This window comes from Allobosea sp. (assembly GCF_017308075.1).
Classification (GTDB): domain Bacteria; phylum Pseudomonadota; class Alphaproteobacteria; order Rhizobiales; family Beijerinckiaceae; genus Allobosea.
Map to the genome: position 1 here is coordinate 73,693 of NZ_JAFKFX010000036.1, position 13,066 is coordinate 86,758.

The 13,066-nt window shown below is 68.4% G+C and carries 11 protein-coding genes; 9 read left to right on the forward strand and 2 right to left on the reverse strand.

Annotation, left to right across the window (positions count from 1 at the left end):
- Window positions 1-54 precede the first annotated feature (54 nt).
- The gene (gene mutS, locus J0J10_RS18440; protein WP_291648077.1) at window positions 55-2,787 is read left to right on the forward strand and encodes a DNA mismatch repair protein MutS; all 2,733 of its coding nucleotides are present in this window, start codon (window positions 55-57) and stop codon (window positions 2,785-2,787) included.
- Window positions 2,788-2,893: 106 nt separating this feature from the next.
- Here the strand turns inward: mutS and J0J10_RS18445 are convergent, their stop codons facing one another.
- A complete protein-coding gene (locus tag J0J10_RS18445) occupies window positions 2,894-4,117 on the reverse strand; it encodes a TIGR03862 family flavoprotein (protein ID WP_291648079.1) in 1,224 nt (407 codons plus the stop codon).
- A complete protein-coding gene (locus tag J0J10_RS18450; protein ID WP_291648081.1) occupies window positions 4,114-5,157 on the reverse strand; it encodes a GMP reductase in 1,044 nt (347 codons plus the stop codon). The genes J0J10_RS18445 and J0J10_RS18450 overlap by 4 nt, the downstream gene beginning before the upstream one ends.
- A 189-nt stretch (window positions 5,158-5,346) precedes the next feature.
- Between J0J10_RS18450 and J0J10_RS18455 the strand changes: the two genes are divergently transcribed.
- The 8 genes from J0J10_RS18455 (at window position 5,347) to J0J10_RS18490 (ending at window position 13,034) form a co-directional block, all read left to right on the forward strand.
- Window positions 5,347-5,700: an ArsR/SmtB family transcription factor gene (locus tag J0J10_RS18455; protein WP_291648084.1), complete on the forward strand. Its 354-nt coding sequence runs from the start codon at window positions 5,347-5,349 to the stop codon at window positions 5,698-5,700.
- Entirely contained in the window at window positions 5,697-6,170 is a 474-nt protein-coding gene (locus J0J10_RS18460) for an SRPBCC family protein (RefSeq protein WP_291648086.1), read from the forward strand. The genes J0J10_RS18455 and J0J10_RS18460 overlap by 4 nt, the downstream gene beginning before the upstream one ends.
- Window positions 6,171-6,233: 63 nt before the next feature.
- Complete coding sequence (locus tag J0J10_RS18465) at window positions 6,234-6,908, forward strand: glutathione S-transferase family protein (RefSeq protein ID WP_291648088.1); 675 nt, start codon at window positions 6,234-6,236, stop codon at window positions 6,906-6,908.
- Between the two features lie 37 nt (window positions 6,909-6,945).
- On the forward strand, window positions 6,946-7,419 hold the full coding sequence (locus J0J10_RS18470) for an SRPBCC family protein (protein WP_291648089.1): 474 nt from the start codon (window positions 6,946-6,948) through the stop codon (window positions 7,417-7,419).
- Window positions 7,420-7,563: 144 nt separating this feature from the next.
- The gene (locus J0J10_RS18475; protein ID WP_291648091.1) at window positions 7,564-9,354 is read left to right on the forward strand and encodes an ABC transporter ATP-binding protein/permease; all 1,791 of its coding nucleotides are present in this window, start codon (window positions 7,564-7,566) and stop codon (window positions 9,352-9,354) included.
- A gap of 81 nt (window positions 9,355-9,435) precedes the next feature.
- Window positions 9,436-10,002, forward strand: coding sequence for a hypothetical protein (locus tag J0J10_RS18480; protein ID WP_291648093.1), 567 nt, complete (start codon window positions 9,436-9,438; stop codon window positions 10,000-10,002).
- A gap of 335 nt (window positions 10,003-10,337) precedes the next feature.
- Window positions 10,338-11,861, forward strand: coding sequence for an ABC-F family ATP-binding cassette domain-containing protein (locus J0J10_RS18485; RefSeq protein WP_291648095.1), 1,524 nt, complete (start codon window positions 10,338-10,340; stop codon window positions 11,859-11,861).
- 225 nt (window positions 11,862-12,086) lie between these two features.
- Window positions 12,087-13,034, forward strand: coding sequence for a lysylphosphatidylglycerol synthase domain-containing protein (locus J0J10_RS18490; RefSeq protein WP_291648098.1), 948 nt, complete (start codon window positions 12,087-12,089; stop codon window positions 13,032-13,034).
- Window positions 13,035-13,066: the final 32 nt, after the last annotated feature.

Below are 13,066 nucleotides of genomic sequence, written 5' to 3' on the forward strand. Positions count from 1 at the left end.
AAAGTCTCCCTAACGGATGGCCTTGCCGCCACGATTTGCTAGCGTGCCGGCGCGATGCACAGCACCTCTCCCCGCGACACCAAGACACCCCCTGCCGCCACTGCCGCGAGCGCTGATCCCGGCCGCGTCACGCCGATGATGGCGCAGTACATCGAGATCAAGACCGCCAATCCGGACAGCCTGCTGTTCTACCGGATGGGCGATTTCTACGAATTGTTCTTCGCGGACGCCGAGATCGCCTCGCGCACGCTCGGCATCGTGCTGACCAAGCGCGGCAAGCATCTCGGCGAGGATATCGCCATGTGCGGCGTCCCGGTCGACCGGGCCGACGACTATCTCCAGCGCCTGATCGCCGCCGGTCATCGCGTCGCGGTCTGCGAACAGACCGAGGACCCGGCCGAAGCCAAGAAGCGCGGCGCCAAATCGGTGGTGAAGCGCGATGTCGTCCGGCTCGTCACGCCCGGCACCATCACCGAGGAGCGGCTGCTCGAACCCGGTCGCGCCAGCCTGCTCGTCGCCGTGGCGCGGCGTCGGCTCAGCGATGTCGGCTACGCCTATGGCATCGCCGCCGTCGACATCTCGACCGGCCGCTTCAGCGTGCTGGAGACCGATGCGCGTGGCCTGCCCGTCGAGCTGGCGCGTCTCGATCCGCGCGAGATCGTCTGCCCGGATGCGATCCATGAGGATCCCGAGCTGAGGGAGATCTGGCGCGACGTGCCGGCCGCCGTGACGCCGCTGGCGCGCGAGGGGCTCGATCCGGCCTCCGGAGAAAGGCGGCTGAAGGAGTTCTTCGGCGTCGCCACGCTCGATGCCTTCGGCGCCTTCAGCCGCGCCGAGATCGCCGCCGCCGCCGCCGCGCTCGCCTATGTCGAGCGCACCCAGTTCGGCGCCCGCCCGCCGCTCTCGCCGCCGCGGCGCGAGGGCGAGAGCGCGACCATGCTGATCGACGCTGCGACCCGGGCCAATCTCGAACTGATGCGTACTCTGTCCGGCGAGCGCGCCGGCAGCCTGCTCGCCACCATCGACCGGACGCAGACGCCGGGCGGCAGCCGGCTCCTGGCCGAGCGTCTCGCCGGGCCGCTCACCGATCCCCTGGAAATCGCGGGCCGGCACGATGCCGTCGCCGCCCTCGTCGAGGCCCCCGGCCTGCGCGAGGATCTGCGCCGCGATCTCGCGCGGGTCCCCGACATCGCCCGCGCCTTGTCGCGCCTGGCGCTCGACCGCGGCGGACCGCGTGATCTCGCCGCGCTCGGCGCCGGGCTGGAAGCGGCCCGCGCCATCGCCGCCGCCTTGCTGCGCCATGGCGAGATCCCGTCGGAACTGCGCGAGGCGGCATTGGCGCTCGGCCGCACCGATCCCGATCTCGGCGCCCGTCTTTCGGCGACGCTCGCCGAGGAGCTGCCGCTGCTGAAGCGCGATGGCCGCTTCGTGCGCGAGGGCTTCGACGGGGCGCTCGACGAATTGCGGCTGCTGCAGGTCGATTCGCGCAAGGTGATCGCCCAGCTCCAGGCCCGCTACGCGGCCGAGACCGGCTGTCGGACGCTGCGGATCAAGCATAATTCCATGCTCGGCTACTTCGTCGAGGTGCCGCAGGCCGTCGGCGAGGACTTCCTGAGGGAGCCCTGGCGCGCCGTCTTCGTGCACCGCCAGACCATGTCGGACGCGATGCGGTTCTCCTCGGTCGAACTCGGCGAGCTCGAGGCCAAGATCGCCTCGGCCGCCGACCGGGCGCTGAAGCTGGAATTGTCGATCTTCGCCGATCTGACCGCGGCGGTTCTGGCCCAGGCCGAGCCGATCAAGGCGGCGGCGCTGGCGCTGGCCGCGATCGACGTCGCGGCCGCGCTGGCGGAGCTCGCGGTCGATGGCGGCTGGACCCGGCCGCTTGTCGACGAGGGCGCGGCCTTCGCGATCAAGGCGGGCCGCCATCCCGTGGTCGAGGCGGCGCTGAAGCGCGAGGGCCAGCCCTTCGTCGCCAATGACAGCGAGCTTTCGGCAGCCGGCAAAAGCCGGGACGGCCGCATCTGCCTGATCACCGGCCCGAACATGGCCGGTAAGTCGACCTTCCTGCGCCAGAACGCACTGATCGCCGTGCTGGCGCAGATGGGTTCCTTCGTGCCGGCCGGCAGCGCCCATATCGGCGTCGTCGACCGGCTGTTCTCGCGCGTCGGCGCCGCCGACGACCTCGCTCGGGGACGTTCGACCTTCATGGTCGAGATGGTCGAGACCGCCGCGATCCTGAACCAGGCCGGCCCGCGGGCGCTGGTCATCCTCGACGAGATCGGGCGCGGCACCGCGACTTTCGACGGGCTCTCCATCGCCTGGGCGGCGATCGAGCATCTGCACGAGGCCAATCGCTGCCGGGCCCTGTTCGCGACGCATTACCATGAGCTGACCGCGCTGGCGGAACGGCTCGACCGGGTTGTCAACGCCACCGTGCGCGTCACCGAATGGAATGGCGAAGTGGTCTTCCTGCACGAGGTCGTGCCCGGCGCCGCCGACCGTTCCTACGGCATCCAGGTCGCTAAGCTCGCCGGCCTGCCTCCGGCCGTGGTCGAGCGCGCCCGCGCCATTCTCGGCGAACTCGAGAAGAGCGAGCGCGAAAAGCCGGTGGCGGCGCTGGTCGACGATCTCCCGCTCTTCGCCGCGCAATTGCGCAGCCCGCAGCCCACGCCCGTGGTCGCGTCCGGCCCCGATTTGCTCAGGGAAGCGCTCGCCGGGCTCGACCTGGACGAGATGACGCCGCGCGAGGCGCTGGAAGCGCTCTATCGGTTGAAGGGGCTGAACTGAGAGCGACCTCATCCTGAGGAGGCCCGCAGGGCCGTCTCGAAGGATACTCCCGAAATCTCCCGAGCCTCCTGAATCACCCTTCGAGACGCGGGCTGAAGCCCGCTCCTCAGGATGAGGGCTTGTTTAGAAGCCTCTCGATCCCCTCGGCCGCCGCGACGCCGGTGGCAAAGCAGGCCTGCAGCAGGTAGCCGCCGGTCGGGGCCTCCCAGTCGAGCATCTCGCCGGCGACGAAGACGCCGGGCAGGCGCTTCAGCATGAAACCTGCGTCGACCTCTTCGGCCCGGATGCCGCCGGCCGTCGAGATGGCGCGGGTGATCGGCGCCGTCCCGGTCAGCCGCAGTGATGCGGTCTTGATCAGCCGGGCGAGGGCTGCAGGTTCGGCCGGCAGCGGGCCGCCTGCTGCTTCGCGCAGCACCGCGATCGCGACCGGCGATAACCCTGCGGCCTTGCGCAGATGGTTGCTCAGCGTCTCGCCGGTGCGGCGCCGTTCGAGACGGGCGGCCAGCGCGGCTTCGCCGAGATCGGGGCGCAGGTCGATGGCGAGCTCGGCCCGGCCATCGCATGCGATCACCTCGCGCAACGGCCCTGAGAGCGCATAGATCGCGCCGCCCTCGATGCCGCCGCGATCGATCATCGCCTCGCCCATGGCGCGCCGCCCTGCAAAGGAAAGCGCGATCCGCTTCAGCGGCACCCCGGCGAAGCGCTCGCGCATCAGCGCCGACCAGTCGACCGAGAAGCCGGCATTGGCCGGGCGCAGCGGCGCGATCGCGACGCCCCTTGCCGCCAGGGTCTCCTGCCAGCCGCCATCCGAGCCGAGCCTTGGCCAGCTCGCGCCGCCGAGTGCCAGCAGCGTCGCTGCCGGGCGAAGCGTTTCGACCGTTCCGTCGCGTGTCGTGAAGCGCAGCGCGCCGTTCTCGTCCCAGCCCGTCCAGAGCCGGCCGGACTGCAGTCTGACGCCGAGCCCGGCGAGCCGCGCCAGCCAGGCGCGCAGCAGCGGCGAGGCCTTCATCGCCTTCGGGAAGACCCTGCCGCTCGAGCCCACGAAGCTCTCGGCGCCGAGCCCGTCGGCCCAGTCGCGCAGCGCCTCCGGCGGGAAGGCCCGGATCGCCGGCTCCAGCCAGTCGCGCGCTTCGCCATAGCGGTCGAGAAATCCGTCGAGCGGCTCGGAATGGGTCAGGTTGAGTCCGCCGCGCCCGGCGAGCAGGAATTTGCGCGCCGGCGAAGGCATGCGTTCGTAGAGCGCCACCCGGTGCCCGGCCTGCGCCAGCCGCTCGGCCGCGATCAGCCCAGCCGGGCCGGCGCCGATGATGGCGATATCGGCTTCGCTCAATTGCCGAACACGGTGTTGAGCTGGGCGCCGACCATGATGAAGCTGGTGCGCTTCGACATCTCCTTGAGGCGGACCGCACCGATATAGGTCATCGCCGAGCGCACTCCGCCCATGATCTCCTGCATCGTGCCCTCGACCGGGCCGCGATAGGGCACCTCGACGGTCTTGCCCTCGGAGGCCCGGTATTTGGCGACGCCGCCGGCGTATTTGTTCATCGCCGTGTCCGAGGACATGCCGTAGAACACCATCGCGACCGGCACCTTCTCGCCGTCGCGCTCCTCATAACGGATCTCACCCTCGCATTCGTCATGGCCGGCGAGCATGCCGCCCATCATCACGAAGTCGGAGCCGCCGCCATAGGCCTTGGCGACGTCGCCCGGCACGGTCAGCCCGCCATCGCCGCAGACAAGGCCCTTCAGACCGTGGGCGGCGTCGGAGCATTCGATGATCGCCGAGAGCTGCGGATAGCCGACGCCGGTCATCTTGCGGGTGGTGCAGACCGAGCCCGGGCCGATGCCGACCTTGACGATGTCGGCGCCGGCCAGGATCAGCGCCTCGGTCATATCGCCGGTGACGACGTTGCCGGCCATGATCGCGGCGTTCGGGAAGGCCTCGCGCGTCGCCTTGACCGTGTCGACGAATTTCTCGGTGTAGCCATTGGCGACGTCGAGGCAGATCTTGTCGATCGGCGCCTTGGCATGGACGGCCTTGAGCTTGTCATGGTCGGAATCGGTCGTGCCCAGCGAATAGAAGGCGTTGACCGAACCCGGCTCCTTGAAGAAGGCGATCAGCTCTTCCGCATCGTAATGCTTGTGCAGGGCGACCATGGCGCCGTGCTTCAAGAGGGCGCGCGCCATCGCCATCGTGCCGACCACGTCCATATTGGCGGCGATCAGCGGGAAGCCGCTCCATTCGCGGCCGGTATGGGCGAAATGGAAGCTGCGGTTGACGTCGACCTCCGAACGGCTGGCGAGCGTCGAGCGCTTCGGCCGGATCAGCACGTCGCGGAAATCCAGCTTCGGGTCGTTCTCGATACGCATGGCAAAAGCTCCGGCGGCTGGCGCAGACGGTTGAAAGGCACACGCGGGATAAGGGAGCGTGCCGGGATTCATAGCCGCTAGGAGCCGCCGGAGGCAATGCGCCGGATGTCGCGCCGGGGTTTGGTCATAAACTTTAGTAAGTGCTAAAGTTTCTCTGGACAGGGTGTTCGGGGCGCGATACTTAAGCTCATGCTTCACCAACCAGACCAGCTTGATCTGATGTTCCAGGCCCTGGCGGACCCGAACCGCCGGCAGATGGTGCAAAGGCTCAGCGAGGGCCCGGCCAGCGTCAGCGAGCTCGCCGCCCCCTTGCAGATGACACTGTCGGCCGTGGTCCAGCATCTCGCCGTGCTCGAAGGCGCCGGGCTGGTGCGCTCGCAGAAGATCGGCCGTGTCCGCAACTGCCAGCTGGAGACGCAGGCCCTGCGGGCGGCCGAGCGCTGGATCAGCGAGCGCCGGACCTTGTGGGAGCGGCGCTTCGACCGGCTCGGCGCCTTCCTTGCCGAACAGGCTGCGGAAAGCGAAGAGGAGAACGGCGCATGACGGAACGATCGGTCGTCCATGCCAGCTTCGCGATCGAGCGTCGCTATGATGCGAGCCCTGCCCGCGTCTTCGCCGCCTTCGCCGATCCCGTTGCGAAAAGGCGCTGGTCGGCCTGCCATGACGAAGGCGGCCTCGGCCAGCACAGCCTCGATTTCCGCGAGGGCGGCAGCGAGACCATGCGCGGCGCGCCGGGGCCGGGTGGCGTCTACGCGATGAACGCGACCTTCCAGGAGATCCTGACTGACGAGCGCATCGTCTACAGCTACGAACTGCTGCGCGACGATCTGCGCCTGTCGGTCTCGCTGGCGACGATCGAGTTCCGGCGCGAGGGGGCCGGTACCCGCCTCATCTTCACCGAGCAGGCGGCCTTTCTCGACGGACACGACAAGCCCGACTGGCGCGAGCAGGGCTCGCGCATCGGCTTCGACCGGCTGGCCGACTATCTCGCACTGGAGCAGGCGCCCGCCTGAACAGCCGTCTTGTCGACCGAAGTCCTTCAACCCGCTCCTTCCAAGAAGCAGGAACGCGAAGCCATGTCCCTGACGCTCTATTTCCACCCGCTCTCCGGCTTCTGCCAGAAGGTTCTGGTCGCACTCTACGAAAACGAGACGCCGTTCACGCCGCATCTCGTCAATCTCGGCGATCCAGACGAGCGCGCCGCTTTCCTGAAGCTTTGGCCGCTCGGAAAATTCCCGCTGCTGCGCGATGACCGGCTCGGCAAGCTCGTGCCGGAGACCAGCCTGATCGTCGAGCATCTCGCCCTGCATTATCCCGGCAAGCTGGCGTTGCTGCCGCAGGACCCGGTCGCGGCACTGGAAGTAAGGCGGCTCGACCGGCTCTTCGATCTCTACGTCGCCATCCCCATGCAGAAGGTGGTGCTCGATCGGCTGCGTCCGGAGGAGAGCCGCGACGCGCTCGGCGTCGCCGAGGCGAAGGCGACGCTCGCCTCGGCCTATGACCTGCTGGAAGCCGAGATCGGCGGACGGCAATGGGCGATGGGCGAGGAGTTCAGCATGGCCGACTGCGCGGCCGCGCCGGCGCTGTTCTATGGCGAGCGCGCTCTGTCCTTCCGCGACAGCCATCCGCTTCTCTGGGCCTATTTCGAGCGCCTGCGCACGCGCCCCTCCTATGCCCGCGCCCTCGCCGAGGCCGAGCCCTTCTTCCAGTTCTTCCCGCGTCGCGAGGGTGATGCCGGGCTCAGCCGCTGATCTCTGACGACCAACCGCCAGTGAAAGGAAAACGCTCATGAGCCGGACGTCCGTCACCCATGCGAGCTTCACCATCGAGCGCAGCTATGCCGCGCCGCCCGCCAAGGTCTTCGCCGCCTTTGCCGACCCCGCGATCAAGCGCCGCTGGTTCGCCGAGGGCGAGGGCTGGACGGTCGAGCAGTTCGACGTCGACTTCCGCGTCGGCGGCTTCGAGCGCAGCCGTTTCCGCTATCAGGGCGGCCCGCCGATCACCAATGAATCGGTCTATCAGGTGATTCAGCCGAACGAGCGCATCATCCTCGCCTATGCGATGGCGATCGACGGCGTGCCGCTCTCGGGCTCGTTGCTGACCATGGAATACCTTCCGGAGGGCAGCGGCACGAAGCTCGTCTTCACCGAGCAGGGCGCCTATCTCGGCGGCAAGGACGACCCGGTCCATCGCGAGGAGGGCTCGCGCGAATTGCTCGAGAGCCTGGCCCGGATTTTGGGCGAGGAGGCGAAGGCGGCCTGAGGGCTCCCGCCCGGCGTCGCTGACGCTTTCATTCAGCCGCAGTTCATCCCGGGCTGACTAAGCGGCATCATGGGCGCGGTCTGAACCGGGAAAACCTGGCTGGCTACCGCCCGCGATGTCGCGATCCGGGGGGATCAAAGGGTTGTGCTGAAGGCGCTCGACCAGCATGCCAGGGATGCCGGCCAGCCATCGGACTGGCAGGTCGCGAAGAGCTTTGCCCGGCTGACCGGCGGCTTCTGGCGCGGTGCCGGTGCCGGCAAGGCCTGGTTTTGGTCGGTCACCCTGGCGAGCGCGATCATCCTCGCCGTCTTCGCCAATGTCACCGTCAACCGCTGGAATGGCTGGTTCTTCGACGCGCTCGAAAAGAAGGACGGCGAAAGCGCCCTGATCGCCATGGCGGTCTTTCCGGTGCTGGTGCTGATCGCCGCCGGACTCGGCGTCGTCATCCTGGTTTCACGGGAAACATTCCAGGTCCATTGGCGTGCCTGGGTCACGGCGCGGCTCGCCGATGGCTGGATCGGCGAGCGCCGCTTCTACCGGCTCGGCCTTTCCGGCTACGAGCCGGCCAATCCCGAATACCGCATCGCCGACGATGTCCGCTGGGCGACCGAACCGGTGGTCGATTTCGCCATCGGCCTGCTCTCGGCTGTCATCACCGCCATCACCTTCATCGGCATCCTCTGGAGCATCGGCGGCTCGCTGACCGTCGCAGCCGGCGGCACGAGCTTTCGGATTCCCGCCTATATGGTGCTGGCGGCGATCGTCTATGCCGTGCTGGTCTCCGGCCTGATCACCTGGGTCGGCCGGCCGCTGCCGCGCCTGATCGCCGCCCGCAACGAGGGCGAGGCGCGCTTGCGCTTCTCGCTGATGCGCATCCGCGACCATGGCGAGACCATCGCGCTGTCGCGCTCCGAGACCGGCGAGCGCCGCGCCGTCGCCGCGACCTATGACAATCTCGTCGGGCGCTGGCTCGCCATGATCCGTCAGCGCGGCCGGCTGACCTGGATTACCAATGGGAGCGGTGCACTGGTCCCGGTGGTGCCGCTCCTGCTTGCCGCGCCAAAATATCTCTCCGGCGAGATGTCGCTCGGCGATGTCGTCCAGGTCGCCGCCGCCTTCGTCGCGGTGCAGAACGCCTTCAACTGGGTGCTCGACAATTTCATGCGCATTGCCGAATGGCTGGCCTCGGCACGGCGGGTCAACGAGCTCGCGGTCGCGCTCGGTACGCTCGATCATGGCCATTCCGGCGGCGAGATCGCGGTCGAGACCAGCGCCGACGGTTGCCTGCGGCTGGGGGACCTCACCCTGACCGATCGCGACGGGCGGACCCTGCTGGCCGATTTCGCCGTCGAACTGCCGCCGGGCGCGACGCTGCATGTCGCGGGCGAGCTCGGCCATGGCAAGGCGGCGCTGATCCAGGCTGTCGCCGGGCTCTGGCCCTGGGGCCGGGGCAGCGTCGCGCTGCCGGCCGAGGCGCGGCTGGCGGTGCTGCCGCAAAAACTGCATCTCTCGGAAGGCAGCCTGCGCGCCGCGCTCGATCCGGCCGGTGACCACAGCGTCGAGGCGGCGAAGGAAGCGCTGCGCAGCTATGGGCTCGCCGGGCTCGTGCCGCAGATCGACCAGCCGCGCGACTGGGACAAGGCGCTGACCACCGGCGACCGGCAGCGACTGGCCCTGGCGCGGGCCGAACTCGCCAATCCCGACATCCTCGTGCTCGACGAGGCGACGAGCGGGCTGGAGACCGAGGCGGCGCTGGAGCTGCTGGCGCATATCAGGGCGACGCGTCCGCAGGCGATCATGCTGCTCATCGGCCAGAGCCCGGGCTTCGCCGAGGTTGCCTGCCGCCATCTCACCATGCGCCGCGCCGGCGGTGTCGCCCGCATCGTCGCCGAGCCGGCGCGTCCCGTCGTTCTGGCCGAGGCCGGCGGCGGCTGAGGATCACCAACCAACCTTGCATTCAGCCGGCGTTCAGCCGCGCCCGGCGCTTCTTTCCCCTCGCTTCCACGGAGTTTTGCCATGCAGATGCACATCTGGGACGTTTATTGGGGCCTGCGGGTCGAGCAATGCCCCTGCGACGTGCATTTCGTCGAATGGCTCGAGGAAGCGGGCATCACCGGCAAGCGCATCTATCATTTCGGCACCGGCGGCCACCACTATATCGGCATCCGCTGCGCCGAGCCCGAGCTCGACTGCACCGTGCTCGGGATCACCGCCTCGCCGAAGGAATATGACGCCTTCGTCAAGCTGGCGATCGACAATCCGACCATCACCAAGAGCTATTCCGCCTATTTCGGCGACATCTACACCAGCAATGCCAAGCTGCTGCCGCGCTTCGACATCGTCACCCTGTTCCATTCCTGCGAGTTCCGCAGCGAGAAGAACGACGCCTATGGCGCGCTGACCGATCTCGAGGTCATGCAGCTCTTCACCGACCAGACCGATGTCGGCGGCCATATCCTGTTCTATACCGGCTCCTTCGCCTATGAGACGGCCAAGCCGATCATCGCGGAATGGGCGAAATCGCGCCCGGTCGAGGAAATTGGCGAGTTCAAGACGCTTCGGATCTTCCGCAAGACCGCCTGAGGCGATTGCGCCGTCCGAGAAACGGCGCTAATTCCCTTGCGTCGACCCACACGAGACAGGAGGGCTGCGTGATCACGTTCTTTCGTCACCATCGTCAGCGCGGCCCCGTTCAGGCCCTGCAAGGCTAGCTTGCAGGGCTGACCTCAGAGCCTCCTTTACGGTTCTCTCTCCGGTCTGCCCTTCGTGGTGGCGCAGCATCTGGCCTCATCGCCGGATGTCCTGCGCCCTGTTCCACTCAATCGAGCCGACGCCAACCCGGCGTTTCGCATTCGAGGCAAGGGGCGCCGGGGTGCGTCCCGCCGAATGACGGCTCGGGCAGTCCAGAGACCTGAACCATGACCATGATCAATCTGCGGAAGCTCGGCACCACGCTGGGGGCGCCGCTGTTCTCCGATCTCACGCTCGCGATCGGCCAGGGCGACCGGCTCGGCCTCGTCGCCGCCAATGGCCGGGGCAAGTCGACCCTGCTGCGCTGCCTTGCCGGCACGGCGGAGCCCGGCAGCGGCGAGATCACCCGTGCGCGCGGCCTGCGTATCGGCCATGTCGAGCAAAACGTCCCGCCGCAGTTCGGCCATCTGGCGTTCCGCGAGCTGGTACTCGGCGCGCTGCCGGCCGAGCAGGCGCAGAGCGAGCACTGGCGCGTCGAGGTCGTGCTCGATTCACTCGACGTGCCCGAAGCGCTGCGCCAGCGGCGGCTCGGAGAGCTGAGCGGCGGTTGGCAGCGGCTCGCCATGCTCGCCCGCGTCTCCGTCACCGAGCCCGATCTCCTGCTGCTCGACGAGCCGACCAACCATCTCGATCTCGGACGCATCGGCCAGCTCGAAAACTGGCTCGCCGCGCTGCCACGCGACATGGCCGTGGTCGTCGCCAGCCATGACCGCGCCTTCCTCGACGCCGTCACCAACCGGACGCTGTTCCTGCGCCATGAGCGGTCGCAAATATTCCCGCTGCCCTATTCGCGGGCGCGTATCGCCCTCGACGAGATCGACGCCGCCGATGCGCGACGCTACGAGCGCGACATCAAGACCGTCCAGCAATTGCGGCGCCAGGCGGCCAAGCTCAACAATATCGGCATCAATTCCGGCAGCGACCTCCTGCTCAGCAAGACGAGGCAGCTCCGGCAGCGGGCCGAGACGCTGGAGGAGGCGGCGCGGCCGGCGCATCGCGAGCGCTCGGCCGGCGCGATCAGGCTCGCCCATGCCGGCACGCATGCGCGCGCCCTGCTGACGCTTGAGGACCTTCCGGTCGCGACGCCGGACGGAACCATGCTGTTCAGGACCGGCAAGCGCTGGATCAACCCGGGCGACCGCATCGTGCTGCTCGGCGGCAACGGCGCCGGCAAAACCTGCCTGATCGGCCTGATCCAGGCGGCGATCGCCGGGCGGGAGATTGCCGGTGTGAGGGCGACGCCCTCGCTGGTCCCCGGCTTCGCCAGCCAGCAACTGAGCGAGTATCCCGATGACGAGACGCCGCACCGGCTGATCAGCCGCCGCTTCGATGTCGGCGACCAGCCGGCGCGCAGTCTGCTCGCCGGCGCCGGCATCGCGATCGAGCTGCAGGAAAATCCGATCCGGGCGCTGTCGGGCGGCCAGAAGGCGCGCCTCGCCATGCTGGCGCTGCGCCTCGCCCGGCCGAACTTCTACCTGCTCGACGAGCCGACCAATCATCTCGACATCGAGGGCCAGGAGGCGCTCGAGGCCGAGCTCACCGCGCAGGACGTCAGCTGTCTCCTGGTCTCGCATGATCGCAGCTTCGTCCGGGCGGTCGGCAATCGTTTCTGGCAGATCGAGAACCGGCGCCTGCACGAGGTCGACGGGCCGGAGGCCTTCTTCGCGCGCGCAGCGGCCGGGCGGGGCTAGCCCGGCAGGCTGTGTCATTGTCACCGGACCGTCGCAAAGGGCGGTCCGGTGACCCTGCGCCGGCCACATGGTGCGCATTCGCCGCGCGGCGCGCGCTTGTGGTTCGCCGCCGAGGCGCTATCTCTCGGGTCCGGGCGGTTCCGCCCCGCAATCCGCATCGCCCGCCGAGACCAGGGCATCAACACGACAAGAGCCTGCATGTCTTTCGGCCCGCACGAGCCAGGTATGCCGCTGCGCAAGCGCAGCCGCTGGTGGTGGCTCGGCCCGCTCGCCAGCACGATCATCTTCGCGGCCTCGCTGGTGGTGCTCTATTTCATCGCTCGCGAGATCGAGCCCGGCGAGCTGGCCAAGGCCTTCGCCAATGCCAGCCTCCGGCAGCTCTCTCTGGCGCTCGCCTTCACCGCGCTGAGCTATCTCCTGCTCACCGGCTATGACGCGCTCGCCTTGCGTCGGCTCGGCCTCTCGATCCCCTATCGCACGACGGCACTCGGCTCCTTCACCAGCTATTCGGTTTCCTTCACCCTCGGCTTCCCGATCGTTACCGGCGGCACGGTGCGCTACTGGGTCTATGCCGCCAAGGGCGTGCGCGCCTCGGAGGTCGCGAGCCTCACGGTGATCGCCGGCCTGACCTTCTGGCTCGGTCTCGGCATGATCTTCTGCGTCAGCCTGTTCTATGCGACGGAATCGGTCGCGCAGCTGGCGCGAACCTCGCCCCTGGTGATCCAGGCGGTCGGCGCCGTCACCGGCCTCGGCATCCTCGGCTATCTCTTCTGGGTCGCGACCGACGAACGGACCTTGCGGGTGCGCGGCTGGAACCTGCCGCTGCCCGGCCTCGGCGTGACGCTGGGCCAGATGCTGCTCGGCGCCTGCGAGGTCTCGGCCGCCGCGGCCGTGCTCTTCGTGCTGCTGCCGGGCGGCTACAACCTCTCCTATGAGAGTTTCCTCGCCGCCTATATCTTCGCCTGCCTGATCGGCATCGCCAGCCATGCGCCGGGCGGGCTCGGCGTCTTCGAGGCGACGATGCTGATCGCGCTCAGCCGCATGCCCTTCGAGCAGGTGCTCGGAGCGCTGCTGCTGTTCCGGATCATCTACTACATCCTGCCCTTCATCCTGGCGCTGGTGCTGCTGGCGCTGAACGAGATGGGACGGCGGATCAGGCGCCACGAAATCTAGGGAAGGGCGCAGCATGCCGCAGGATCAGACGG